Origin of the sequence: Gallibacterium salpingitidis (assembly GCF_001678495.1) — a bacterium.
GTDB lineage: Bacteria > Pseudomonadota > Gammaproteobacteria > Enterobacterales > Pasteurellaceae > Gallibacterium > Gallibacterium salpingitidis.
Map to the genome: position 1 here is coordinate 55,377 of NZ_JTJL01000001.1, position 25,549 is coordinate 80,925.

The 25,549-nt window shown below is 39.4% G+C and carries 22 protein-coding genes, 1 tRNA gene and 1 pseudogene; 16 read left to right on the forward strand and 8 right to left on the reverse strand.

Features of this window, described 5'->3' with window-relative positions; all coding sequences use genetic code 11:
- Nucleotides 1-24: 24 nt before the first annotated feature.
- Complete coding sequence (locus QS62_RS00270; RefSeq protein WP_066104122.1) at nt 25-810, forward strand: DeoR/GlpR family DNA-binding transcription regulator; 786 nt, start codon at nt 25-27, stop codon at nt 808-810.
- 160 nt (nt 811-970) lie between these two features.
- Entirely contained in the window at nt 971-1,519 is a 549-nt protein-coding gene (locus QS62_RS00275; protein WP_066104123.1) for a flavodoxin family protein, read from the forward strand.
- 103 nt (nt 1,520-1,622) lie between these two features.
- Here the strand turns inward: QS62_RS00275 and QS62_RS00280 are convergent, their stop codons facing one another.
- A complete protein-coding gene (locus QS62_RS00280) occupies nt 1,623-2,150 on the reverse strand; it encodes a metallophosphoesterase (protein WP_066104126.1) in 528 nt (175 codons plus the stop codon).
- 59 nt (nt 2,151-2,209) lie between these two features.
- Nucleotides 2,210-2,304 (reverse strand) — tRNA-Sec (locus QS62_RS11955).
- Nucleotides 2,305-2,409: 105 nt separating this feature from the next.
- Between QS62_RS11955 and selA the strand changes: the two genes are divergently transcribed.
- Both selA and selB read left to right on the forward strand, forming a co-directional pair.
- On the forward strand, nt 2,410-3,801 hold the full coding sequence (gene selA / locus QS62_RS00285; protein WP_066104129.1) for an L-seryl-tRNA(Sec) selenium transferase: 1,392 nt from the start codon (nt 2,410-2,412) through the stop codon (nt 3,799-3,801).
- Nucleotides 3,798-5,639, forward strand: coding sequence for a selenocysteine-specific translation elongation factor (gene selB / locus QS62_RS00290; RefSeq protein WP_066104131.1), 1,842 nt, complete (start codon nt 3,798-3,800; stop codon nt 5,637-5,639). The genes selA and selB overlap by 4 nt, the downstream gene beginning before the upstream one ends.
- A 3-nt stretch (nt 5,640-5,642) precedes the next feature.
- Here the strand turns inward: selB and dprA are convergent, their stop codons facing one another.
- On the reverse strand, nt 5,643-6,782 hold the full coding sequence (dprA, locus tag QS62_RS00295) for a DNA-processing protein DprA (protein ID WP_066104132.1): 1,140 nt from the start codon (nt 6,780-6,782) through the stop codon (nt 5,643-5,645).
- A 181-nt stretch (nt 6,783-6,963) separates the two neighbouring features.
- Here dprA and def point away from each other — a divergent pair, with 181 nt between their 5' ends.
- Nucleotides 6,964-7,482, forward strand: a complete 519-nt coding sequence (gene def, locus QS62_RS00300) for a peptide deformylase (RefSeq protein ID WP_066104136.1) — start codon at nt 6,964-6,966, stop codon at nt 7,480-7,482.
- A gap of 185 nt (nt 7,483-7,667) precedes the next feature.
- Here the strand turns inward: def and QS62_RS00305 are convergent, their stop codons facing one another.
- Entirely contained in the window at nt 7,668-11,072 is a 3,405-nt protein-coding gene (locus QS62_RS00305; protein ID WP_066104138.1) for a YadA C-terminal domain-containing protein, read from the reverse strand.
- Between the two features lie 541 nt (nt 11,073-11,613).
- Between QS62_RS00305 and QS62_RS12130 the strand changes: the two genes are divergently transcribed.
- A complete protein-coding gene (locus QS62_RS12130; RefSeq protein WP_066104139.1) occupies nt 11,614-11,961 on the forward strand; it encodes a hypothetical protein in 348 nt (115 codons plus the stop codon).
- Nucleotides 11,962-11,969: 8 nt separating this feature from the next.
- Here the strand turns inward: QS62_RS12130 and QS62_RS12220 are convergent.
- Nucleotides 11,970-12,038 (reverse strand): annotated as a pseudogene (locus tag QS62_RS12220) (ESPR-type extended signal peptide-containing protein); the annotation flags it as partial.
- Nucleotides 12,039-12,792: 754 nt separating this feature from the next.
- On the opposite strand from QS62_RS12220, the gene napF reads away from it, so the two are divergent.
- The 7 genes from napF to QS62_RS00345 all read left to right on the forward strand — a co-directional run bounded on the left by napF (nt 12,793) and on the right by QS62_RS00345 (nt 18,958).
- Nucleotides 12,793-13,302, forward strand: a complete 510-nt coding sequence (gene napF, locus QS62_RS00315) for a ferredoxin-type protein NapF (protein WP_066104140.1) — start codon at nt 12,793-12,795, stop codon at nt 13,300-13,302.
- Nucleotides 13,302-13,577, forward strand: a complete 276-nt coding sequence (locus QS62_RS00320) for a chaperone NapD (RefSeq protein WP_066104143.1) — start codon at nt 13,302-13,304, stop codon at nt 13,575-13,577. The genes napF and QS62_RS00320 overlap by 1 nt, the downstream gene beginning before the upstream one ends.
- Nucleotides 13,578-13,597: 20 nt before the next feature.
- Nucleotides 13,598-16,075, forward strand: coding sequence for a nitrate reductase catalytic subunit NapA (gene napA / locus QS62_RS00325; RefSeq protein ID WP_066104147.1), 2,478 nt, complete (start codon nt 13,598-13,600; stop codon nt 16,073-16,075).
- Between the two features lie 101 nt (nt 16,076-16,176).
- The gene (napG, locus tag QS62_RS00330) at nt 16,177-16,962 is read left to right on the forward strand and encodes a ferredoxin-type protein NapG (protein WP_066104150.1); all 786 of its coding nucleotides are present in this window, start codon (nt 16,177-16,179) and stop codon (nt 16,960-16,962) included.
- Nucleotides 16,962-17,825: a quinol dehydrogenase ferredoxin subunit NapH gene (gene napH / locus QS62_RS00335; RefSeq protein WP_066104154.1), complete on the forward strand. Its 864-nt coding sequence runs from the start codon at nt 16,962-16,964 to the stop codon at nt 17,823-17,825. Before napG ends, napH begins: the two co-directional genes overlap by 1 nt.
- A 5-nt stretch (nt 17,826-17,830) precedes the next feature.
- Nucleotides 17,831-18,301 (forward strand): nitrate reductase cytochrome c-type subunit, encoded by a 471-nt coding sequence (locus tag QS62_RS00340; RefSeq protein WP_066104157.1) that lies wholly within the window; start codon nt 17,831-17,833, stop codon nt 18,299-18,301.
- A gap of 21 nt (nt 18,302-18,322) precedes the next feature.
- Complete coding sequence (locus tag QS62_RS00345; RefSeq protein ID WP_066104161.1) at nt 18,323-18,958, forward strand: cytochrome c3 family protein; 636 nt, start codon at nt 18,323-18,325, stop codon at nt 18,956-18,958.
- Between the two features lie 82 nt (nt 18,959-19,040).
- On the opposite strand, the gene QS62_RS00350 is transcribed toward QS62_RS00345, so the two are convergent.
- Nucleotides 19,041-19,433 (reverse strand): copper resistance protein NlpE, encoded by a 393-nt coding sequence (locus tag QS62_RS00350; RefSeq protein ID WP_066104164.1) that lies wholly within the window; start codon nt 19,431-19,433, stop codon nt 19,041-19,043.
- A gap of 177 nt (nt 19,434-19,610) precedes the next feature.
- Here QS62_RS00350 and narQ point away from each other — a divergent pair, with 177 nt between their 5' ends.
- Both narQ and QS62_RS00360 read left to right on the forward strand, forming a co-directional pair.
- Nucleotides 19,611-21,347: a nitrate/nitrite two-component system sensor histidine kinase NarQ gene (gene narQ, locus QS62_RS00355; protein ID WP_082966091.1), complete on the forward strand. Its 1,737-nt coding sequence runs from the start codon at nt 19,611-19,613 to the stop codon at nt 21,345-21,347.
- A gap of 122 nt (nt 21,348-21,469) precedes the next feature.
- On the forward strand, nt 21,470-22,714 hold the full coding sequence (locus tag QS62_RS00360) for an ATP-binding protein (RefSeq protein WP_066104167.1): 1,245 nt from the start codon (nt 21,470-21,472) through the stop codon (nt 22,712-22,714).
- A gap of 68 nt (nt 22,715-22,782) precedes the next feature.
- Here the strand turns inward: QS62_RS00360 and QS62_RS00365 are convergent, their stop codons facing one another.
- Nucleotides 22,783-23,652, reverse strand: a complete 870-nt coding sequence (locus tag QS62_RS00365) for an arginase family protein (RefSeq protein WP_066104170.1) — start codon at nt 23,650-23,652, stop codon at nt 22,783-22,785.
- A 121-nt stretch (nt 23,653-23,773) separates the two neighbouring features.
- Here QS62_RS00365 and QS62_RS00370 point away from each other — a divergent pair, with 121 nt between their 5' ends.
- A complete protein-coding gene (locus QS62_RS00370) occupies nt 23,774-24,670 on the forward strand; it encodes a LysR family transcriptional regulator (protein WP_066104173.1) in 897 nt (298 codons plus the stop codon).
- Nucleotides 24,671-24,833: 163 nt separating this feature from the next.
- Here the strand turns inward: QS62_RS00370 and ssb are convergent, their stop codons facing one another.
- Complete coding sequence (gene ssb, locus QS62_RS00375) at nt 24,834-25,349, reverse strand: single-stranded DNA-binding protein (RefSeq protein ID WP_066104176.1); 516 nt, start codon at nt 25,347-25,349, stop codon at nt 24,834-24,836.
- Between the last annotated feature and the right edge of the window lie 200 nt (nt 25,350-25,549).

Here is a 25,549-nt window from a genome sequence, read left to right on the forward strand (position 1 = left end):
ACACGCTCTTTCCAAGGAGTTTATATGAATACGTTTGAACGTCGAAATACGATAATTGAATTATTACGCGAAAAAGGTTCTGTTGTAGTAGCAGAATTAGCGAAACAATTTAATGTTTCTGAAGTATCTATTCGTACAGATTTACGTGTTCTTGAAGAGCAAAATCTGCTGGTACGCTTTCATGGTGGCGCCGGTTTACCAACAAATCTTTCTCAACCACAAGCCCAGCAGGTACAGCAAGAAGAAACCTTGTTAGATGAACGTTATCAGCTTTCACGTGATCCAAAAATTGAAATTGCTAAAGTGGCAGTAGGCCTCGTAAAAGAAGGCGATACCATTATTCTTGATAGTGGAAGTACTACAATGATGCTTGCGATGGAGTTGGTGAAGGTGAAAAATATTACAGTGATTACGAATAATTTGCCTGCGGCTTCAATTCTTTCTGATTCACCTGATATTACATTAGTTATTTGTGGTGGTTATGTTCGCCATAAAACTCGTTCTATGCATGGTACGATGACAGAGAATTCTTTAAAAGGTATTCGTGCTGATCTTATGTTTGTTGGTGCTGATGGAGTAGATCCTAAAGTAGGATTAACAACTTTCAATGAAGGGTACGGTATCAGTGTGGTAATGGCAGATATTTCAGCAAAGGTTATCTGTGTAGTAGATTCTACGAAGTTTAATCGAAGTGGCTTTAATTTAGTATTACCGATGAATAAAGTTGATTTGCTCATTACTAATAGAAATATCTCTGAACAAACTAAATTAGAATTAAGTAATTCAGGTGTTGAATTCAAATTAGCTTAATTTATTACCACTTATTATTTTGTTCTAAGTCTTGCATTTTAATTATTTCTTATTTGGAAACGATGTTTTGCAAAAAACATCATTGTTCCCTGTGCCACAGTTATCTAAACTGCAACAATCTTTTTATGATTTCTCATATTTTTTAATGGAGTATTTTTAAATGAGCAAATTAGCAATTGTTTATTTTTCAGGTTATGGTCATACCCGTAAAATCGCCGAAGCGGCAGTAAGACCAGGTGTAGAATTAGTTGAAATCGATCAAAATGGTGAATTAACAGAGGCACAATGGCAAACATTAAATCAAGCTGATGCTATTGTGTTTGGTGCGCCAACTTATATGGGTAATGCACCATGGCAATTTAAGAAATTTGCTGATGCGACATCTAAAATTTGGTTTGTTAGAGGTTGGCAAGATAAAGTTTTTGGTGGCTTTACTAACAGTGCAAGTTTTAATGGTGATAAACAAGTAACCTTAATTTCAATGCAAACTTTAGCTTCACAACATGGTGGTATTTGGGTGAGTTTAGGCTTGGCTTCGGCAAATAGCAAAGCAGCACAACGTACTGATATTAATAACTTAGGTGGTTCAGTTGGTGCATTAGTACAAACTCCGGCAGATGCTTCTGTTGAGGAAATCCCACAAGGTGATATCGAAACAGTTAAGGCTTATGTTGCACGAGTACAACAAATTGCAGATAAATTAGCGTAATCCATATTTATACTGCAACAAGGAATGTGCAGTAATATTGGTGAAAGGAGATCAGCAACAAGAAGTTGGACTATTTTGCGTTATACACAAGATAGTCCAATTTTTATGCCTCACTGAAAAAAGCCAAAATGGTTTCTATACTAACGGGTTTCATTTGATTGGCATCGACACCAACATCATATCGTAATAGCTTGTTGGCACGATTATTAAAATTGTATTCGGCGCGATTGTGCTGATGACCATGTAAATGGTAAGCGCCACGATAGAAGCCGTCCCATTCCGCAATTGGATAATGAAATAACACAAAAGCTGCATTTTTATAATGTAGAGTGTAATAGTCTTTTACCCAAACAAATAAACTGCGGTCAAACTCTTTTTGCTCCAGATAATGTTCATGATTACCGCGAATCAGATATTTTTTACCATTTAATTGGCGCAGAACAGTATTAGCACGTTCCGCGCCTTTTAAGGTGAGATCGCCTAGAATATAAATTTCGTCTGATGGTGTAACAGTGTTATTCCAATTACGAATTAATGCACTATCCATTTGTTCAGCATTACGGAATGGTCTATTGGTATGTTTGATAATATTGTCATGGTAAAAATGGAGATCAGAAGTGAAATAAATCATAACAGATACCTTTTGATGTCGAAGGATTTATTGGTTAGGAGCTTATCTGGCAATATTTCTGGCGGAAAGTCATGGGAGTCGAACCCACCCAAGACTGCTGGCAGCCTTAACAGGATTTGAAGTCCTGCCGCCTCACCGGAGACGACGACCTTCCACACTGATTATTCACGAAGAACATTGGGAAAAGAGGCTTCATTTTACTGAATTTTTTCGATAAAAACAGTATTATTTAAGTCTGCTTAATGATTAGGAAATACTTATGTCTGCGCTCTATCGACAACTCCCCGCTATTGATCGTTTATTAAAAACAGAATTTGGTACTCAGTTATTAGCAACATTTGGTCACATTGCCACCGTAAATATGATGCGTATTCAGTTAGAAAAGGCACGTGAGCAAATTAAACAACATCAACAACTGCCAGATTATTGCCAAACAGAGCAGAGTTTTCTGCAACATATCCAACAACAATTACAGCAACAGCGCCAAGTAAATATCCAACCTGTGCATAACTTAACTGGTACAGTATTGCATACCAATTTGGGACGAGCGATTTGGTCAGAAGCAGCGCAGCAAGCAGCGGTAAATGCAATGCGGCAGAATGTGGCATTGGAATTCGATTTACAACAAGGGAAACGAGGACATCGTGATCAAGCAATAAGCGAATTGATTGCGCGTTTAACTGGTGCAGAAGCCGCTTGTGTCGTAAACAATAATGCGGCAGCGGTGTTGTTGATGTTAGCGACTTTTGCTCAAGGCAAAGAAGTCATTATTTCTCGTGGTGAGCTGATTGAAATTGGCGGCGCATTTCGTATTCCCGATATTATGGCGCAAGCTGGCTGTAAATTAGTTGAAGTAGGAACGACAAACCGCACCCATTTACGCGATTATGCACAAGCGATCAACGAAAATACAGCGTTGCTATTAAAAGTACATAGCAGCAATTATCAGATTGTTGGTTTTACGACAAGTGTCAGTGAAGAAGAATTAGTGCAACTAGGGAAAGAGAAAGGTATCCCTGTGATAACGGATTTAGGCAGTGGCGCCTTAATTGATTTTCGTGAGTACGGTTTACCTTATGAACCACAAGTACAACAAAAAGTAGCAGCAGGCGTAGATTTAATTTCATTCTCTGGCGATAAATTATTAGGCGGGCCACAAGCAGGTATTATTGTCGGTAAACAGGAATGGATAGATCAATTGCAACGGCACCCATTAAAACGTGTTTTACGTTGTGACAAAGTGATTCTAAGCGGTTTAGAGGCAACATTACGTTTGTATTTAGAGCCGGAAAATTTGGCGCAGTCCTTACCAACATTAAACGCATTAACTGCGGATTTAACGCAATTAACCGAAAATGCACAACAATTACAGCAAGCATTACAGCAAAAATTAGCAGAGCGTTTTGAGATTGCTATCAATAATAGTGATGCACAAATCGGTAGCGGTTCACAACCTACAGCAAAAATTCCATCTATTGCAGTAACATTGCAGCCAAAATCGACGAAAAGCGAAGATTTATATCAATTAGTGACACAACTTAAAACGTTATCACAACCGATTATTGGACGAATTGAGGCGGATAAATTATGGTTGGATTTACGCAGTGTTGCGGATATTGAGGCATTATTAACAACGGTGAATGAATTATGATTATTGTAACAGCAGGTCATGTTGATCACGGTAAAACAGCATTATTACAAACTTTAACAGGTACTAATGCAGATCGTCTGCCAGAAGAAAAAAAACGCGGTATGACAATAGATTTAGGTTATGCTTATTTGCCTGTGGACGATAAGATTTTAGGCTTTATTGATGTTCCTGGGCACGAAAAATTTTTGTCAAATATGTTGGCTGGTTTAGGTGGTGTTGATTATGCGATGTTAATGGTGGCGGCAGATGAAGGCATCAAACCGCAAACAATAGAACATTTAACACTATTAAGACTGTTGCAATTTAAACAGATCATTGTGGTGATTACTAAAGCGGATCGCGTTGAGTCCGAACAAATTATGCAGTTGTTGCAAAAAATTCACCAACAATTTCCTTTTTTAGTCGATAGTCCCACCTTTATCACTTCCGCTTATACAGGTACTGGTATTGATGCGTTGAAAGAGTATCTTAGCCAATTAACCAATTATGCTCGACAAGACAAACCGTTCCGTTATGCGATTGATCGTGTCTTTAATGTCAAAGGTGCGGGTTTAGTCGTGACGGGCACTGTATTTAGCGGCAAAGTGAGTGTTGGTGATGAAGTTTATCTTTCTGATCAACAGCAAACAGTGAGGATCAAAGCGATTCACGCGCAAAATCAGCCATCAACAATTGGGGTGGCGGGGCAGCGTGTAGCATTAAATCTTGCTATGGAATTGGATAAAGATGATATTAGCCGCGGCGATTGGTTAAGCAGTTTAACCACTTTATTGGCGACAGATCGCATTACCGTTGCTTTAAATTCAGTTCACACGATACAAGATTCACAGGCAGTCCATATTTATCACGCTGCCAGTCATACTATTGGGAAATTGAATGTTTTAATTCGGTTGCCAGAAATGATTTTGGCGGAAGTGATTTTAGATAAACCGCTATTTATCGCAGTGGATGATAAATTAATTTTGCGTAATGGTGATGATCAACAAACCTTGGCTGGAGCGAAAGTATTAGAAATTAATTCACCAAAACGTCATAAACGCAGCGCTGAGCGTTTTGCTTATTTGCAAAAATTATTGGCTTGTCATCATAGTCACCAACGAATTCATTATTATTTACAGCAACAGGCGTTGCCATTAGCGCAAGTGCAATGGATGGAACAACTAACAACGGCGCAAATTACTTCTTTGCAGCAACAAGAAACATGGCATATTTTCCGCGATTGGTTGTTTTCAACTGAATATCAGCAATATCAGCAAAAATTACTGTTAGCGGCGTTAGAAACTTTTCATCAACAACATCAAGATCAATTAGGTGTTAGTAAGGCGCGTTTATGGCGTATGGCGGCATTAAACCAACCGATGCCGCTGATTTTACATTTAATCGAACAATTAATTGCGGATAAGAAATTGTTGCAAACCAATGGCTGGCTGCATCTACCGCAACATCAGATTGCTTTTTCTGCATCAGAGCAACAATTGTGGCTGCAAGTGCAAGCGGAATTTGCTAAAACAGATCAGCCAATTTGGGTACGCGATATGGCGAATTTATTGGCGATTGATGAAGATCAGATGCGCCGTTTTATGTATAAAGCAGGCAAAATGGGCTATTTGGTACCGATTGTGAAAGATCGTTTTTTCCGTCAGGAAGATATTCAACGTTTTGCTTTATGGTTAAAAAGCTATTTATTGGAACATGGCGCTATTTCAGTTAATGAAGTGCGCGATCATTTCCAATTTGGTCGTAAATTAGCGGTGCAATTAATAGAATATTTTGACCGTTCTGGTTTTTTACGGCGTAAAGGCAATGTCCATTTATTGCGCGATAGTGACTCCTTTTAAAGCTTAATAGCAGCGTACATAACCACCGCGGATTTGTTGGATCACACCTAACATTTCTAATTCCAGCAAATCCGTTAACAGTTGTTCAATTGGACATTGCAAGGCAATGGCTAATTCATCAGGCGATATAGGTGTAGCAGTATTGAGTTGTTGATAAAGCGCTTGATGCTGCGGCGGAATATCAGGTTTGATTACGGTTGTTGGTGCAGTGGATTTGGTTGTAGTTTTGACACTGATAGTGGTATTTTCGCTTGGTATCAAAGGCGTTACGGCAGCGATTTGCGGCGCCAAAATTTCTAAAATATCTTGTCCGCTTTCCACTAACCAAGCGCCTTGTTTAATTAAATGGTGACAACCTTGACTCAAAGGATTATCTAGTGCGCCGGGTACAGCAAAAACTTCGCGATTTTGTTCTAATGCGTAACGAGCAGTAATTAATGAACCGCTTTTAGCTGAAGCTTCTATCACTAAAGTACCAAAAGATAATCCGCTAATAATACGATTACGACGTGGAAAGTTTTCCGGAATGGGCGGTGTATCGGGAATCAGTTCCGATACTAAGGCGCCATCTGTATCTAAAATCTGTTGCGCTAATTTTCGATGGCGCGCAGGGTAAATGGTATTTAAACCACAGCCTAATACCGCAACGCTCTTTCCTTGATTAAGTAGTGCAGCCTGGTGACAGATGCCGTCAATACCTAGCGCTAAACCGCTGGTAATGGTAAGCCCTGCTTGTGCGAGTTCACTGGTAATGGTTTTAGCACAATGCTCGCCATATGGCGAACAATAGCGGCTACCTACGACAGCGATTTGTGGCGCAGACAACGCATTAATGTTACCTTTGACAAACAAAATGGGCGGCGCCGCTTTGGTTTGACGAAGTAATAGCGGATATTGTGCATCGAACGGAGTAATCATCTGGTGATGTTGTTGCTGTTGCCAAGCAAGTAATTCATCAATTAACTGTTGATTAGGTGAAAACCAAGCATTGATCTGCGCTGTTGTCCAACCAATATGACGTAATTGTGTCTGATCGTATGCTAGCAAATCAGCTAATGAAATCTGTTCTAATAATTGCTCGATTTTAGTAGCACCAAATTGCGGCAATAAACTAAGACGAAGTAGAGTTGTTAAAGTCTGCATAATGAATCTTACTAAAAAAGAAATAGCATATTGAAAGCGTAGTAGATGTCAGAGATTCGTGGTGGAATTTGTGAAACTGATCGAACATTACAGAAAAATTGTTACATCATAGAAACAAATCGCGCTGTTAATTAGATAAAAAATCAGTAAAATGCGTTGTTTGCAAAAAAGAGGAAGAAAAATGGCTATTTTAGAAGTATTGTGTTTTCCAGATGAGAGATTGAGAACGATCGCGAAGCCGGTTGAAGTAGTAGATGATGAGATTCGCGAGTTTATTGATAATATGTTTGAAACAATGTACGAACAAGAAGGAATCGGGCTTGCAGCAACACAAGTTAATCGTCATCAACGTATTATTACCATTGATGTTGAAGGCGATAAAAGCAATCAACTGGTATTGATAAATCCAGAAATTGTTGAGAGTTGCGGTGAAACTGGTATTGAAGAGGGTTGTTTATCAGTGCCGGGTTTTCGCGGTTTAGTTGCTCGTAAAGAAAAAGTAACTGTGAAAGCACTCAATCGCCAAGGCGAACCTTTTACGTTAGAAGCAGACGGTTTATTGGCAATTTGTATTCAACACGAAATCGATCACTTGAATGGAGTGATGTTTGTTGATTATTTATCGCCACTGAAACGTAACCGTATTAAAGATAAGTTAGTGAAATATAAGAAACAATTAGAACGTTCACAAAAGGCATAATCTTAGCAAGTTGATTAAGCGCTGCTGTAAAAGTGGCGCTTAATTTTTTATTTTATTGAAGAAAAATTCTTAGCAGCATTTTGATTTATAAATGATCTAAATCTTTCTTGTTCTTGAAGATACCTAAAAAACAAAGGCAGAAGATCGAATAATCTTCTGCCTTTCTCGCTAAACGTTAATCAACGTTAGAACTGGAAGCCAACGCCTGCACCGACAGTGGTATTTCCTGCAGTATTATGTCCCGCATTAAGTTTCAATACGATCTTACCATTATCAGAAACACGAGAAATACCAATTGCTACTGCTTGTTGTGAACGATGTGCTCCAGTACCAATTGCGACCATACTCTTACCTGGAATATAAGCTTGTGGCAATCCAGACATTGCACCGGCTGTTGCTGCAACGCCATCAATATCTTCCGATAAATCTTTCATTTGACCACCTAGCGCTTGTTTCATTTGTCCCAAATTAACCGCGTCAGTATCAGCGACACCCGGTGCAACGTTAGTAATACGATTACCGCCGTTATTTAATCCGCTTGAGGTTACACTAACCTGTTGTTGCGGATTATTGCTGTTGGTAATAGTAATACCATTACCGTTAACCACTGTTGTATTACCATTGTCATCAATAAATTGTGCTGAAGTTAAGCCTTTAAGCTCTTTCGCCAATTTAATTTCCAAGGTATCGTCAGCAGCTTTAACAACACCGATATTGTTGCTGCTTAACTCACCGGTCGCTCCGCCTCTAATATTCAACGCAGTTCCTAATGGACGATGTATTTCATTACCTTGATCATCAACAAAAGTAGTGCCTGCTTGAGCAACGGCTTGTAAATCGGAAAGGTTAGCAGCAGTATTCATCTTTGTACCGCTTTTCGCTAACAAGCCTCCGTTACCATCTTTGTTACTACCAGCGACAACTTCACGTGCTTTATCTTGACTTACTGGAGCCTCTTTAGTATCTACATTTAAGGCACTGGCAATATTTGCTAATTGTGCCGGAGTAGTGACGGAACCATCTTTCGGATTAACCAATTTAGCAACCATTAAGACGTGTTCATCTGCTACTTGTTTTGGCGCCTGTTCATCACTCAATGCTTCTAACGTATTCCCATTAATCTCATACCATTTACCATCAGTAGCATTAAAGGCTTTACCAGAAGTATCTTTCTCTTTATAGAAATAGAACTTGCCATCTTTACCTTTTACTTTAGTCAATTTGTCACCGCCATCATCAACATAAGCAACAGTTTGTTCTACATGAACATTAAAGGTATTTGGTTCTAGTTTGTTAGTTGTACTACTGTTGTTAGTGTTAGTAGCATTTTCTGCTGGTTCAGTATTATTGGTAGTTTCTCCAGCCGATGGTACTGTTGAAGTATCTGTATTAGGTGGAGTATTAGGCTGAGTAGTCGCAGCTGAAGAATTGCCACCAGTATTACTCTCCTCACGATTCGGTTCATTTTGCGTTACAGTTGCTCCACCACTGCCGGTAACAAAGTTTACGGTGTTATTATTGACGAAGTTCCATAATGCATAAAGTTGTGAACCATTAACTGCATCGGTCGAATTTGGTCCAATTAAACCTGGAGCAACATTTTGTAACACACGACCTACTGATTTACCATTTTCAATACGACCAAAGGTTACTACGCCACCATCTGTCTCTCCAATTCCAGCAAAATTAAAGGTCATACCGCGTATTGTATAATTAGTAAAACCTGATTCACCTGCAGTATTGATTGTTTTCTTTAAAGTTGCGGTAGAATAATCACCAATATAAACAGAGTTATTACTGATTACATTAACATTAGAACCAAGTACATAAGCATTGCTTGCATTAAAGAGGATATTAGAACCCAAGGCGTAGTTATTGGTTTGGTTGTTGGCAACAATAATATTAGAACCTAATAGGGTGTTGTTTTGAGTGCCTGTACCAATCGCAATATTGGAACCGAGGACGATATTGTTATTAGCTGCCGTTTTGATTAAATTGGCGTTTGACCATGCTCCCTTTGTGTTGCTTGTTAAGTAAGTGGAGATGTCAGCATTTTTAATTTGAGCAAAGTCGGCTGTAGCAATATTAAAGTTAATATAGTTATTAGACCCTGCTAAGAAGTTATTAGCTGAATTATAACCAATGGTGTTAGAAGAGCCTATCACCGAGTTTTTACGAGAGGTGAGTAGGTTAGTTTTATCGCTTTTGATAAGATACAGTTTGGAAATTTCTTCTGTGTTATCAACTAACCCATTAAAGCTCTTATTATCCAGACTAGCACCTGAATAAGCGGCTTGGATATTATTTTTGGAACCAATCAGCATATTATCATCACCACTGGTGAGGATATTTTCCGATCCAAATATGCTGTTGCGGAAAGAGAGGTCACGGATGCTGTTGTCTGAACCAGTGACTGAGTTATTGGCAATACGATTATAGAAACCATCGCCCATACCACCGTCGTCTTTGTTCTTTTCGTTCTTGAAGACGGCATCGCCTTGTCCTACATTAGGGTTAAAGCCTTCGGTGCGGTTATCAGCACCGATAACCGTATTAAGATTACCCCAGAAGCGCATGCCTGATTGATCGTTCTTGGCTAAGACATTTCCTACAGTTTGGTAGGTGCCGTCTGTGTTGAATATATCGTTCCATCCGCCCGTAGTGCCATAGAATTTATTTTGCCCCCCCCCACCGAGGATAATATTACCATAGCCGACAGCTTGCATATTGGCACCGATGGCGACGCTTTGTCGAGACCATTCACCAGCTTTTACGTTAAACCCCATGGTGATACCAAAGCGTCCTACTGAGCTATAAGCATCGCCAATAGACGTATTAGCAATGACAACCCCGCCATTACCGTAAACACGGTTAAGGTTACCGATAGCAAGCCCAGAGTTACCGATAACACTGTTATAAGAACCGTAGACAACGGCACCAGCTCGCTCACCGTTAGCTTTAGATGCACTTGTATTCAGGCTCGGGAAAATAGTGGGTTGGCCAGCTTCTGTGGGAGTGTAACCATTATTAAAGCCAGTAAATACACTCGGCATAAACCCACCGGCAGAATTTGATCCTGTATAGCTCCCTGCTGCTAAGGTACCTACTAACAATCCTAGCTGGTTGTTCCCTGTTCCTATGCCAAAACCAGTAGCGTTACCCGCGGTGGTGTGATTTCCCTTATTGTTACTCGTTGCAAAAATCACAGAATACTGACTACTCTTGCTGTTAGAGGAGAACGATTTTTTACCTTTATCGTAATCGTAAAGACTGGAATCAGTGGATGAGTCAGGATTAAGTAGGGTGACCGTGGTTTTTTCGGTGGCAACGTTTGTGCCGTTCTCACCTGAACCGTAAGACATCAAATGCAAACCATTGCCATCTACCACCGTTTGCACAGTACCTGATCGCGAATTCCTTCTAAAAGGGTTGTTCTTCCCATCTTGATATTCAGAGCGTATCGCACCGATGTTGTTGCCTTTGTTGTCATCTGTGTAGGACAGTGCACCGGCCATGTATTTATAGATGGTATCGCGACCTGTGCGTATAATTGAACCGAATGCTAAAGCACTGACATCGCCATAATCCATAATGAGGTTGCTGCCGTTGGTGTCTTTGGGGAGGATTTCTTTGTAGCCAGATTTAGTATAGGGGAGATACTTATCTATAAAGTAAGAAGGAAAGCTGCTTTCTGTGATTACAGGTGAACTGTTCCAAAGCAATTTATTGTCATCGGTAGCCATGCTGAGGACGCCGACGCCCTTGCCTGCTGTTATACTTTCAACCTTGCTCTGATTATAAAAAGTAATTTGTGGTGTTCTATTCTTGGATTCCAAAACCAAGCCGTATCTATCTACCAGACCTCTTGGATTCGTATCGGGTTTCTTGTTCTCAGTCGGTCTTTCCTCCAACAGTTCCAATGTCGGTGTGGATGCATCCCCCGTGGTTGACTGTTTGTCCGGAGAACCGTAGCCCTGCATACTTAAAGAAGCTTTATAAAAACGGGAGTCCTTCACCGGCATACTAGCATTGTCATGGGTACGGAAAATCGTCACCGAAGACACATCGTCTATGCGCTGAGTGGAATAGGGTTGATCATCCTTACCCGTAGCAGGACCATTTGCGTAGGTAATGGAGGATATATTAGTTAGTTTGTCCGCTAGGGCAACTGTTACTGTATTATTCGCCCCAGTGATGTTGATGTTGTTACTGCCATTAAAGACGACGCTGCTGGCGGTGTCTGTGTTGCAGGAGGCATCTACTAATGTGGCTGCAGTGCCGTCGGTATCACAGTACACCACGCTTGGGTTAGAGGTTCCATCAATTTTTAATCCGCCTGTCGCCGCCCACACATTCATAGAGCCTATAGCCGCACTACCGCCTAATATTGCTATCGCAATTGCGGTTGTAAAACGATTTAGAGAAAATTTATTATTTGAAGTGGCTTGGCGCTTATCGGTAGTGCTGTATTTGCTGTGAGATTTTGCTAATTCTGAAGTGACGACAAATTGACCTATACGATAGTTAAAGATAACTTTAAAAACTCTATTCAACATTTTACCCCCCCCCCCTACGATATGTAAATTTTTTCTATATTTGTGTAAATAAAAAAATATAAAGTGAATGATAAACAATAATGCTTGCTTAGTATAAGTCGATTAAATTGTGATCACAAGCAAATTTTCTTGGTAAAGCTGGTGTGGTGAAGGTCAAAATTGATCGTAAAAACAACAAGAAATTAAATAAAGAATTAAATTTTATCAGTTAAATCTACTATGTAATTTTTGTAAATGTGAGTTGTAATAAGATAATTAATATTTTTTACTGGGTTTTGTCATTTTATTAGATTTTAATTCTAATTTAATTTGATTTTATGGTGGTTGTGATGAGATCTACCTATTTTTAATAGTGTAAGATGTTGTTTATTTTGAGAGAATGTGTTTGCGGTACCACAATCAGTATAATTTTATAAGGTAATAATTAGTGGATGAGTTGTAGTGGTAGATATAAATAGTTTTTTGTTGTTGAAAGGTTGAATTTGGGGTGTTTTGGTTAACTGTTTAAGAAAACTAACTTTAATTTTCTATACGTTCTTCAATCTTGAAGAGGATTTCCACTGTAAAACGTGGAGTTAAAACTAGCTTAATTAGCACTTACCTCTTAACGAAATTCAATAAAAATTAATTTGATTTATCTCAAGGAAAAGAGATCTAACCTGGAATATACCTAATAACGGGTACTGACTTAGCAAGTAGTTTCTTTAGAATAACCGACGAATAAATAACCTTTTAATAAATACTTGCGTAAATCGTGCAAAACCTTGATTTATCCCGTCGAAAATTTCTTTCTGGTAAATTCCGCGAAGCGGCTACTGTTGATGTTGCACGCGTAATTCTACCGCCTTGGGCAGAGGCAGCTGCTTTTTGGGAAAAATGCACACAATGTGGGGACTGTATTCAACAGTGCGAAACGCAAGTATTAATCAAGGGTGAGCGCGGTTATCCGGAGATCTGTTTTACGCAAGCAGAATGCACTTTTTGTGGAAAATGTGCCGAAATTTGTCAGCAACCGATATTTCGACCAATTACCACCGACGCTTGGCAGCATAAAATTGCAATTGCTGCGACTTGTTTAACGCAAAAGCAGGTTGAATGTCGTAGTTGTCAGGATAGCTGCGAATGGCGAGCGATCTCATTTAAACCGATGTTAGGCAAAGTGGCACAGCCACAATTAGACCTCGAAGCTTGTAATGGCTGCGGCGCTTGTGTAGCGGCGTGTCCAGTGCGAGCAATTGAGATGTTAAATACGCAGGCAGAGTGATGACAGAAAAGATTACGATGGAAAATGCCGAAGAGTGGCACGTTTGCGGCGTTGTGGTACAAGGACGACCAGAAAAATTGGCGCAAATTTCAGAGAAATTACTGGAAGTTCCGCATACGGAGATTCACGGTTCTGATCCAGTGTTAGGGAAGTTGGTTGTGGTGATGCAATCTCATAACCAGCGGATGTTGTTAGAAAATATGGAAAATGCACGCAATATTGATGGCGTCATCAATGTATCATTGGTGTATCACCAGCAAGACTTAGCTGATTGATTTTTTGTGGGGAGATGACAATGAATTTAAGTCGACGTGATTTTATGAAAGCCAATGCGGCTACTGCGGCAGCGGCGGCTATCGGAATGACTATTCCGATCAAAAATGTTGAAGCAGCAGATTCTTCCATTCGATGGGAAAAAGGGGTTTGCCGTTTCTGTGGTACGGGTTGTGGCGTATTAGTGGGTACACAAGATGGTCGTGTAGTTGCTTCGCAAGGTGACCCAGATGCAGAAGTAAACCGCGGTTTGAACTGTATTAAAGGGTATTTCTTACCAAAAATTATGTATGGTAAAGACCGTTTAACCCAACCAATGTTGCGTATGAAAGACGGTAAATACGACAAAAATGGTGATTTCCAACCAGTAAGTTGGGAAGTTGCTTTCAGCACAATGGCGGAAAAATTTAAAGCAGCAATGGCGAAGAATGGTAAAAATGCGGTTGGTTGCTTTACTTCCGGTCAATCGACCATTTGGGAAGGTTATGCGTTAAATAAACTGTTCAAAGCTGGTTTACGTTCTAACAACGTTGACCCGAATGCGCGTCACTGTATGGCGTCTGCGGCAGTAGCGTTTGCACGTACTTTCGGTATTGATGAGCCGATGGGATGCTATAACGATATTGAACAAGCTGATGTGATGGTGCTTTGGGGCTCTAATATGGCAGAAATGCACCCGATTCTATGGTCACGTATTTCAGATCGTCGTTTATCTCACCCAGATTGCAAAATTGCGGTGCTTTCAACTTTTGAACATCGTAGCTTTGAATTAGCGGATTATGGTTTGGTCTTTAAACCGCAATCTGACTTAGCGATTCTTAACTATATTGCTAACTACATCATTCAAAACAATGCGGTTAACCAAGATTTCGTTAATAAACATACTGTGTTTAAGAAAGCGGATACCGATATTGGTTATGGCTTGCGTCCAACTCATCCACTCGAAAAAGCGGCGAAAAATGCCGGCAGCGGTAAGATGGCTGATTGTACTTTTGAAGAGTATAAAGCGTTTGTATCTGAATATACGTTGGATAAAGCGCACGAAATCAGTGGCGTTGATAAAAACTTACTTGAAGAATTGGCGAAGATTTACGCTGATCCAAATAAGAAAGTGGTGTCTTTCTGGACAATGGGCTTTAACCAACATACTCGCGGTGTGTGGGTGAACCAATTAATGTATAACGTGCATTTGCTTACAGGTAAAATCTCTTTACCAGGCTGTGGTCCATTCTCATTAACAGGTCAGCCGTCAGCTTGTGGTACTGCGCGTGAAGTTGGTACTTTCGCTCACCGTTTACCAGCGGATTTAGTGGTTACTAATCCAAAACATCGTGAAACTGCGGAAAAAATTTGGAAGATCCCAGCAGGGATTATTTCTGACAAGATCGGTTTACACGCCATTGCTCAAGACCGCGCATTGAAAGATCGTAAACTCAATGTGTTGTGGGTAATGTGTAACAACAATATGCAAGCTGGTCCAAATATTAACCAAGAACGTTTACCGGGCTGGCGTGATCCTGAAAACTTTATCATTGTATCTGACCCTTATCCGACATTGAGTGCGGTATCTGCGGATTTAATGTTGCCAACCGCAATGTGGGTAGAAAAAGAAGGGGCATATGGTAATGCAGAACGTCGCACCCAATTCTGGCACCAAATGGTGAAAGCGCCGGGCGAAGCGAAATCTGACTTATGGCAATTAGTGGAATTTTCTAAATACTTCAAAACTGATGAAGTATGGCCAGCAGATATTTTAGATAAAAATCCAGAATATAAAGGCAAGACATTATACGAAGTGTTATTTACCAATGGACAAGTGAATAAATATCCATTAAGCGATATTGGTGATCATCCAAATGATGAATCAGAACATTTCGGTTATTACATTCATAAAGGATTATTTGAAGAGTATGCAACATTTGGTCGTGGTCATGGACACGATTTAGCAGACTTCGATATGTACCATAAAGCGCGCGGCTTACGTTGGCCGGTTGTTGATGGTAAAGAAACTTTATGGCGTTATCGTGAAGGTTATGACCCATATGTGAAAGCTGGTGAAGATATTAGCTTCTATGGTCAGCCAACTAAACGTGCCGTCATTTTAGCAGCACCGTATGAGCCACCTGCAGAAGCACCAGATCAAGAATATGATTTATGGTTATCAACAGGTCGTGTGTTAGAGCATTGGCATACCGGTACGATGACTCGTCGTGTTCCTGAATTACACCGTTCATTCCCGAACAATGTGTTATGGATGCACCCATTAGATGCGAAAGATCGTGGTTTGCGTCATGGTGATAAAGCGTTAATCGTTTCTCGTCGTGGTCAAATGGAAACCTTGATCGATACACGTGGACGTAATAAACCGCCAAGAGGTTTAGTGTTTACTACTTTCTTCGATGCGGGACAGTTAGCCAATATGCTGACATTGGATGCAACCGATCCAATTTCTAAAGAGACCGACTTTAAGAAATGTGCGGTTAAAGTAACAAAAATTTAATCAATAGAAAGGCGCACCTTTCTGCAACGATTGAGTAAAAAACAATTGATAAAAGAAAGGTGCAAATTCCCATAAGTCACCAAGAGTGAATAAGAAATCGTATGAAGCGCGACAATACACGAAATGACAATTCGACATCGAGCAAGGGTTTTACACCTGAGCGTCGTCGTTTCTTAAAAGATGCTGCTCGTACTGCTGGTGGATTGGCAGGTTTAGGCGTATTGCTTAGTGTGCCGCAAAAGCAGAGTTTAGCGCGTGAAGGTGTGGCATTACGACCGCCGTTTGCGTTATCTGATGAGAAAGCGTTTAGTGATGCTTGTATTCGCTGTGGACAGTGTGTACAAGCTTGTCCGTACGATATGTTGTATCTCGCTTCTTGGGTTTCTGCTTCACAAGCGGGAACGCCTTATTTTATTGCGCGGCAAAAACCTTGCGAGATGTGTGAGGATATTCCTTGCGCGAAAGCGTGTCCAAGCGGCGCGTTAGATGCCAATGCTGAGGATATTAATCAAGCCAAAATGGGCTTAGCGGTGCTATTGGATCACGAAACTTGCTTAAACTGGCAAGGGTTGCGTTGTGATGTTTGTTATCGTGTTTGTCCGTTAATTGATAAGGCGATTACGTTAGAAAATCAGCACAATGAACGTACTGGTAAACACGCGTTGATGATTCCAACAGTCCATTCCGAAGCTTGTACCGGTTGTGGTAAATGCGAGGAAGCTTGTGTATTAGAGGAAGCGGCGATTAAGGTATTACCGCTTTCGTTAGCAAAAGGAATGTTGGGTGAGCATTATCGTTTTGGCTGGCAGGAAAAAGCAAAAGCCGGGAAGTCTTTGTTGTCCGAAGAAACGATTAGTTTGCCTGTGCGTATGCCGGAGGTGAAATAATGGCAAATTCACCAAAAGTCGCTGGAAAAGAAGCTAGAGAAAAATTGGGTTGGTGGCATGCAAATCGTTTTTTGATTTTGCGTCGTTTTTCTCAATTTGCTGTATTGGCGATGTTTTTAACAGGGCCGCTATTTAATGTGTGGATTTTACGCGGTAATTACAGCGGCAGTTTATTGTTAGATACGGTGCCGTTAAGCGATCCTTTAATTACAGCGGAAAGTTTAGTCACTGGTCATATACCGAGTTTTACTACGCTATTAGGCGCGGCGATTATTATCGCTTTTTATGCGTTAGTTGGTAGTAAGGTGTTTTGTGGTTGGTGTTGTCCGTTAAATGTGGTGACGGATAGTGCCGCTTGGTTAAGACGTAAACTTGGTTTTCGCCAAACTGCAAAGCTACCGCGTTCATTGCGTTATTGGTTATTAGCGGTGATTTTAGTTGGTAGCGCAGCAAGTGGGACTTTATTGTGGGAATGGATTAACCCGGTTGCAACTTTGGGCCGCGAATTAATTTTTGGTTTCGGCGCAGGTTTGTGGTTAATCGCGACAATTTTTTTATTTGATCTTTTTGTTGCAGAGCATGGTTGGTGCGGGCATTTGTGTCCAATTGGGGCGACACATGGCGTGATTGGCGCTAAAGGGCTGATGCGGATCAAGGTAATTGATCGTGCGCGTTGTGATAATTGTATGGATTGTTATAACGTTTGCCCAGAAGCACAGGTATTGCGTGCACCATTACATGGTAAAAAAGAAGAAAGTTTATTGGTTCTTTCAAAAGATTGTATCAGTTGTGGACGTTGTATCGACGTATGCGCTGAAAAAGTATTTAAATTTTCAACAAGATTTGATCATTCTGGGGAGTGAGAAAGATGGCAAAGAATAAAACTGTTTGGACTATGGCTGCGGCACTTTTAGCAAGTGTAATGGCGACTTCAGTAATCGCAGCAGAAGCAAATCCAAATAATGACGGCTTAGCGAAAGAGGGGGTGAAATTAGAACACGCGGCGGAAAATGTTGCGCCACAAGTGCATAATGTACCGAAAGAAGGTGGCCAACAAGCGCTAAATTATGTAAATCAACCACCATTGATTCCGCATAGTGTTAGCGGTATGCAAGTCACTAAAAATGTCAATCAATGTTTAAATTGTCATAGTGCAGAAAATGCACGTGTTACTGGTGCGACTCGTATTAGTCCAACCCATTTTATGGATCGTGATGGTAAGATTAGCGCAAATGCTTCACCACGCCGTTATTTCTGTTTGCAATGTCATGTCCCGCAAACTGAAGCGAAATCAATTGTGCCAAATGAATTTAAACCATTACCGGGCTATGGCCAATAATTAGGTTAGAGGAGAACGATAATGACCGCAGAAAAACCGAAAAAATCGGGATTGTTTGGCTTAATCAAGCGTTTTTGGACTTGGTTTAGAAGCCCAAGTAAAATCGCCGTAGGGACGTTAATTGTGGTGGCGTTTATTGCTGGTATCGTGTCGTGGGTTGGTTTTAATTATGGCTTGGAACAAACCAATACCGAAGAGTTCTGTGCTAGCTGTCATACCAATGATGTGTATCCAGAATATTTGCATACTGCGCACTATCAAAACCGTAGCGGTGTGAGCGCAAGCTGCCCAGATTGTCACGTACCACACGAATTTATTCCGAAAATGGTACGTAAGATTAAAGCAGCGCGTGAAGTATATGCTTACTATATGGGTTATACCGATACGTTAGAGAAATTTAATGCACGTCGTGCGCATATGGCAGAACGTGAATGGGAGCGTATGAAAGATAATAACTCTCAAGAGTGTCGTAACTGTCATAAATTTGATCGTATGGATTTCTCTCAACAAAAGACAGTGGCAGCGAGAATGCATGAGTTGGCAATTAAAGAAAATAAAACTTGTATCGATTGTCACAAAGGTATTGCGCACCAACTTCCTGATATGAAGGATTTGCCACCAACATTTAGTAATGTGAAACCAGAAAAAGCAGAGTAATGGTTTAGCATAGAGAGAGATCAAAGTAGATAGAAAAAAAGCGGTGTAAATAAATACACCGCTTTTCGTTTCTAGAATAACATTACTGCTTCTGCAAAATATAATCCGCAGCGTTTTCTCCACTATTAATAGTTCCTTGTTCATCACTAACCGCAAGCCCTTTTGGCGTAATTTTGTAATAACTTTTCTCGCCGCTAGCTGGCGTATTTAAGGTGATAACTTGATTAGCGATGGTGTAAATGCCGTTTTCGGTAAAAGTCGCATCTTTTTTGCCTAGATATTCGCTGGTTAAGTTAAAACTTTTATCTTCATTAAGCGATAAAGAGGTTTTAATACCTTCGCAATCGGCACAAGGCAAGGTGCCTTGATATTGTCCAACAACCGCAGCGTGATTATCTGTTGCTGTGGTTGTTTGCTGACAACCGATGAGAGTACCTGCTGCCAATAAGGCAAATAGATAGTTGAGTTTTTTCATATGGACTCCTTTTTTGATGTAGATCGTATGAAAATTATTTAGCATAGTTATTAACCTATCATATTATTAAGATTAAGGCGAATAATGTGTATGTATTGACGAGCGAGTGATTATTTTGCCGAAAGGTAAATAAAAAATTGTATTAACAAGGAATTTCAGCATAATCATCACTCAAGAATGATTGATTTAGCAAAGGAACATTGTGTGAAAAAGTATTCCGTATTAACACGCGTAGCGAAGTATTTAATCGGTATTATTGTGTTAGCGAGTGCGTGTATTGCTTTAGTTTTTTCGGTCTTATTAAGTAGTCAAAGCGACGCGGAAGCGATTAATTTGGCAGGTTCATTGCGTATGCAGGCGTATCGTTTGGTGTATCAGATGGAACATGAGCCAGATACTATTTCTCATAATCTTGCTCAATATGATGCAACGCTTGATAACAGCACGCTTTATCAATTACAAACTAGTGTTGTTGTTCCTAATTCGGTGAAAAATGCTTATCAAGATGTGTTGCGAAATTGGCGAGAAATGGAAGGTTATGTGCAACAAAATCGTATTGCTGATTATCAAGCTAAAGTGGATGGTTATGTTCAGAAAGTCGATCATTTTGTTGTGACTTTACAACATTTTTCGGAACGTAAAATCATAATGGCGATTTTGATTAGTATTGTGTCTATCGCTATTATTTTGCTGATTGGTTCTTATATCATCGGTTTTATTCGTCGTGAAGTGTTAAATCCGATTGAAAAATTGGTGCAAGCGAGTAATCAAGTGCAAACCGGGCAATTTAAACATATTGCCTTGGATGTTGATAAGTCGAATGAATTAGGTACGCTTTCGGCAACCTTTACTAAAATGTCGAGCGAGTTACAGAAGTTATATTGGTTTTTAGAAGATAAGGTGAGTGAAAAAACCAAAAAGTTAAGTCAGCTCAATCGTACTTTATCAATGTTGTTTCACACTTCACAAAAAATTACACATATTGATTTGAGTTATACCAAATTATCTGAAGTGTTAGGTGAAATCCGCAATAGCGAACATTTGCGTTATATTGAATTGATTGTTTATGGTGCAGAACATTTGGATATTTCCGCAGGTAAAGCAGAGGAGAATTATCCTTGGCAAGAACAGCCGATTAGTATTAATGGCAAAATGATTTCTCGTTTACGTTGGCAAGCTGGATTGCCTTGTCCTGATTTACGTTTAATGCAAAGTTTGGCGCAGATGTTAGGTCGTTCTATTTATTTTATTCAAACGCAACGTCAGCAACAGCAATTAGTCTTGATGGAAGAACGTTCGATTATTGCGCGTGAATTGCACGACTCTTTAGCACAGGTTTTGGCGTTTCTGCAAATTCAGCTCACTTTGTTGAAACACTCTTTAAAAGATAGTGATCCCGCTGCACGAGAAAAAAGTTTTAAGATTATTGCTGACTTTGAACAAGCGTTAAATGATGGTTATGTGCAGTTGCGAGAATTGCTTTCAACTTTCCGTTTAACCATTCAAGAGGCGAATTTACAGCAGGCATTAGAACAAGTGATTGAATCCTTACGTAATCAAACTACGGCGCAGATTACGTTGGATTGCTCATTGCCATCACAAATCTTTACTGCACAACAGTTGGTACACGCGTTACAAGTAGTGCGTGAAGCGTTGTTGAATGCGATTAAACATTCTCAAGCGACATTAATTGAGGTAATTGCCCATACCAATGAAGATGGTGAGAATGAAATTATTGTCGCCGATAATGGGATTGGTATTCCGTCGTTAGAAGAGCCAGAAGGGCATTATGGTTTGAATATTATGCATGAACGTACCGCACAGCTAAATGCAAAATTGACGATTCAATTGCGCCCAACCGGTGGTACCGAGGTGAAAATTTTACTAGCTGATCCTTTTGCACAAGGTCAGTAATAAAGCTATATTTTGGTTATAACCACAATAAAGTTTGAATATTTTTAATTTTTTATGGTTATAACCATAAATAAATGGTAAATTTATCCCTATATTATGGGTATAACCATAGATAAAGAACAATGATTAAACGTCCAAATTATCTCAACCAACTTAAACCATTCATCAATATGCCTGTGATTAAAGTGATTACAGGTATTCGTCGTTCAGGAAAATCAACCGTAATTAAGCTGTTACAGGAAGAGTTATTAAAGCAGGGCATTGATGCTGAACAAATTATTTATATTAATTTCGAAAGTTTTGTGTTCAATGATTTCAAAACGGCAGATAAACTCTATGCGCTCGTAAAAGAGAAAATTCAGACAACAAGAAAATATTATCTATTACTTGATGAAATTCAGGAAGTTGCCGATTGGGAAAAGGCTATTAATGCGTTTATTGTGGATTTTGATCTTGATCTTTATATCACAGGTTCAAATTCATATTTATTGTCGTCTGAACTGGCAACCTATATTGCAGGACGTTATGTAGAAATTCCAGTGTTTACACTTTCTTATCGAGAATTTTTAGATTTTAAAGCAAGTTATTCCCAACAAAAATCGGCACAAAATTCTATTACGCTTTTTAATGAGTATCTGCGTAAAGGCGGGTTTCCAATGGTACATATTGCCGATTATGAATCAGAAACAGTTTATAAAATTGTACAAGATATTTATGCCTCTGTGATTTTACGAGATACCATACAACGCCATAAAATTCGTGATGTAGAGCTGTTGGAACGTATTATTAAATATGCTTTTGATAATATTGGTAATACCTTTTCAGGTAAAAATGTAGCGGATTATTTTAAAAGCCAACAAAGAAAGTTAGATTTAAATACTGTTTATAACTATTTGAAAGCCTTAGAAAGTGCTTTTATTCTGCATCGTGTTGAACGCTTTGATATCAAAGGCAAAGAGATTTTAAAAACACAAGAAAAATTCTATTTAGGTGATGTTTCATTGCTTTACGCTGCAATGGGTTTTCGTACTAGCCTAATTGTGGGTATTTTAGAAAATCTGGTTTACCTTGAACTGAAACGTCGTGGCTATCAAGTTTATATTGGCAAATTGGATAAGCAGGAAATTGATTTTGTTGCTCAGAAAAAGAGTGAAAAAATCTATATTCAAGTGGCGTATAAATTGGAAAGCGAGCAAACCATTCAACGAGAATTTTCACCTTTGCAAGCCATTGCGGATAATTATCCAAAATATGTGGTAACAATGGATGATTTTTGGCAGGACAATATCGATGGCATTGTTCATCAACATATTGGGGAATTCCTGTTGGGGGATGATGATGCTTTCAATAAAAATGAATTTATATAAAAAGGTGTAGTAGATAAAATAAGATCATAATATCTATTTCCTGTTGTGATCAGTTAGTTCTAAACGAGTTATAACGGCAAACTATCCAAAAAACTTTTTAGTTTTATAACTTCTCGTGGCATAGGTTCAGCAATTGTTAAGCCGACAATTTGAGCAGATTGAGCAATATCATTAATAATCCGGCTAGCGGCTTGTAACTGTAAACCGTCTGGATCTGTACCCACAGCAATTTTTAACTCTTTTGGATCTAAAACATCTAAATCAAAATGGATTAAGACTTTGGATTTTCCACGTTGTTTTAACCAATCTAACACTGCTTGTGAACTACTATTGGCAGCTTGGCATGACACAGCTTCAATTTGCCAATCTTGGCGGCGTTGTTCAGCAGGTTCACCAAAATAACGTAACCCAACAATCAGTATATCTTTAGTTGCGACTTTGTTTGCTGGTAATAAAGCGCTGATTTGTGGATCGCCAAAACCAGCAATTTGCGCAAGCGCCATAGCATGAAAGCCAGTGTAGTCGTCATATGGTAAACCTAAATCAGGGTGGGCATCGATCCAAATAATGGCAACATCATCAGCATATTTATCGGCAAGATAGGCAAATGGTGCAACGCTGGCGGCACAATCACCACCAAGTGTAATCACTGTTTCAGGCTGTTGATCTTGTAGAATTTTTAGTGCGGCTTGTTGTTGGTGTAAGTTAGCTTGATAGGCAAAAACGCCATTTTCAGTGGAGATATTTGCTAAATCTAATGATACAGGCACAGTGGCTTCTAGTTGATGTTGTTTTTTAGGCATTAACCAATTTACTAATTGTGAGCCAAAATAATAGCCTTGTATCGCTTGCTGTGGTGTAAGTTCGGTGACTAAATTAGTGATGACATCTGGTGTTGCACCTTGCCAGTTAGGAAAATTTAAGCGCAATGTTTTCATAATAGACTCCTGATTATCCTTATTTATGGTTAATTTATTGTGTGTATAGATTATAGAGGTAGGAAATGGGCTGGATAAGCCTTAAAATAGAACATTATTATCCATAAATAGAGATAATTATATGGATCAACTATTGGCAATGCGTGTATTTACTAAGGTAGTAGATACAGGTTCATTTAATAAAGCAGCCGAACAACTCAATATTCCACGTTCCACAGTTAGCAAGCTAGTTCAAGATTTAGAGAATCATTTAACTATTAAATTATTGCATCGTACGACACGACAATTGTCGATTACTCCTGAAGGGAAGGAATATTATGGCTATGCTGTTCGTATTATCGAAGAGTTAGATTTTGCGAAACAAGCTGTATTAGGACGCAGGTATCAGCCGAGCGGTGTATTACATATTGAAGCGCCAAGTTTACTTGCTGAACATTGGTTAATTAGTAAATTACCCGATTTTCATCGGCAGTTTCCGGATATTAAGTTGAGATTGACGATTAGTGATCGTATCGCACATTTGATTAGTGAAAATGTTGATTGTGCTTTACGTATTGGTCAGATTACTGATGAGAGTTTGATCGCGCGTCCATTGATGACGTTAGATTTTGTTAATTGTGCTAGCTCCGCCTATTTAGCGCATTTTGGCACCCCACAAACTCTTGCAGATTTATCTTTGCATCAAATCGTTGGTTATCAAAATGATAATGGCAAGGTAAAGTCATTAATTTTTGTACTTAATGATGAACAGTGGCAAGCGCCAGCACCGCATTTTGCTTGTAATAAAGGAACTGGGTTAATTGCGATGTTGAAAGCCGGATTGGGTATCGGACAAACGTTCCGCCTGTTGGTTCAAGATGAACTGGCTTCTGGTGAGTTGGTGGAGGTATTACCGCAATATTGCCATCCGACGATGTTGTTATCTTTAGTCTATCCTGCAAATAGACATAAAAATGCACGTCTTGCAGTATTTATAGATTGGTTAATGGCATTAAGTAGGGATATGCAATCTTCTTGACTAAATTTGTAATGAATTATCTCTAAATGGTCTTGAATGAAAAAGAGTCCTTTAGGGAAAAGTTTCAAGTATATTTGAAACTTTTTGTGAATTTTGGCATTTCTTAAAGTATAAAAAGAGTCTGAATAGACTCTTTTTTCCCTTCTTAAGGTATAGCAATAATTTAGAACGGCATATCATCATCAAATGCAACATCTGGGTTTGCTGCTGGAGCTGGTTGTGGAGCAGCTGCCGGTTTTGGTGCGGCAAATTGATTATTTTGCGGCTGTGTGTAACCTGTATTTGCTGGTGCGAATTGATTTTGTGCTATCGGTGCAGCAGACATATCAGCGCCCATTCTATCATTACGACTATCTAACATTTGCAAGGTATCTGCATGGATTTCGGTAGAATAACGATCTTGTCCGTTTTGATCTTGCCATTTGCGGGTACGGATTTTTCCCTCAACGTAAACTTTTGAGCCTTTACGCAAGTATTGTCCTGCGATTTCCGCTAAGCGACGGAACAATACGATACGGTGCCATTCTGTGATTTCACGCCATTCCCCAGATTGTCTGTCCTGCCAGCGTTCACTGGTTGCGACACTAATATTGGCAACAGCATCACCGTTAGCAAAGGTTCTTAATTCAGGATCGTTCCCTAAATTACCTACAATAATGACTTTATTAACTCCTGCCATAAATATCCTCTAAAATAAAGTTGGTTAATCTCTTGGTTATAATTAGTAAACATAACCTACGCGGGTAATATTCTACTATAAATTGTCTCTGAAAAAATAAAAGATACTGGATATTTGCCCAGTTTTGCCAATTTTGCGATCAGTATCGAGATTTGATTGGTTTTCCATCTTGGTTGATAAAATTTGTTAACAATATTTTG

Coding starts and splice junctions, on each gene's coding strand:
- QS62_RS00270 (WP_066104122.1), top strand. CDS start 25: ATGAATACGTTTGAACGTCGAAATACGATAATTGAATTATTACGCGAA.
- QS62_RS00275 (WP_066104123.1), top strand. CDS start 971: ATGAGCAAATTAGCAATTGTTTATTTTTCAGGTTATGGTCATACCCGT.
- QS62_RS00280 (WP_066104126.1), bottom strand. CDS start 2,150: ATGATTTATTTCACTTCTGATCTCCATTTTTACCATGACAATATTATC.
- selA (WP_066104129.1), top strand. CDS start 2,410: ATGTCTGCGCTCTATCGACAACTCCCCGCTATTGATCGTTTATTAAAA.
- selB (WP_066104131.1), top strand. CDS start 3,798: ATGATTATTGTAACAGCAGGTCATGTTGATCACGGTAAAACAGCATTA.
- dprA (WP_066104132.1), bottom strand. CDS start 6,782: ATGCAGACTTTAACAACTCTACTTCGTCTTAGTTTATTGCCGCAATTT.
- def (WP_066104136.1), top strand. CDS start 6,964: ATGGCTATTTTAGAAGTATTGTGTTTTCCAGATGAGAGATTGAGAACG.
- QS62_RS00305 (WP_066104138.1), bottom strand. CDS start 11,072: ATGGATTATGGCGATGTCAGTGCTTTAGCATTCGGTTCAATTATACGC.
- QS62_RS12130 (WP_066104139.1), top strand. CDS start 11,614: ATGGAGGATATATTAGTTAGTTTGTCCGCTAGGGCAACTGTTACTGTA.
- QS62_RS00320 (WP_066104143.1), top strand. CDS start 13,302: ATGACAGAAAAGATTACGATGGAAAATGCCGAAGAGTGGCACGTTTGC.
- napA (WP_066104147.1), top strand. CDS start 13,598: ATGAATTTAAGTCGACGTGATTTTATGAAAGCCAATGCGGCTACTGCG.
- napG (WP_066104150.1), top strand. CDS start 16,177: ATGAAGCGCGACAATACACGAAATGACAATTCGACATCGAGCAAGGGT.
- napH (WP_066104154.1), top strand. CDS start 16,962: ATGGCAAATTCACCAAAAGTCGCTGGAAAAGAAGCTAGAGAAAAATTG.
- QS62_RS00340 (WP_066104157.1), top strand. CDS start 17,831: ATGGCAAAGAATAAAACTGTTTGGACTATGGCTGCGGCACTTTTAGCA.
- QS62_RS00345 (WP_066104161.1), top strand. CDS start 18,323: ATGACCGCAGAAAAACCGAAAAAATCGGGATTGTTTGGCTTAATCAAG.
- QS62_RS00350 (WP_066104164.1), bottom strand. CDS start 19,433: ATGAAAAAACTCAACTATCTATTTGCCTTATTGGCAGCAGGTACTCTC.
- narQ (WP_082966091.1), top strand. CDS start 19,611: ATGATTGATTTAGCAAAGGAACATTGTGTGAAAAAGTATTCCGTATTA.
- QS62_RS00360 (WP_066104167.1), top strand. CDS start 21,470: ATGATTAAACGTCCAAATTATCTCAACCAACTTAAACCATTCATCAAT.
- QS62_RS00365 (WP_066104170.1), bottom strand. CDS start 23,652: ATGAAAACATTGCGCTTAAATTTTCCTAACTGGCAAGGTGCAACACCA.
- QS62_RS00370 (WP_066104173.1), top strand. CDS start 23,774: ATGGATCAACTATTGGCAATGCGTGTATTTACTAAGGTAGTAGATACA.
- ssb (WP_066104176.1), bottom strand. CDS start 25,349: ATGGCAGGAGTTAATAAAGTCATTATTGTAGGTAATTTAGGGAACGAT.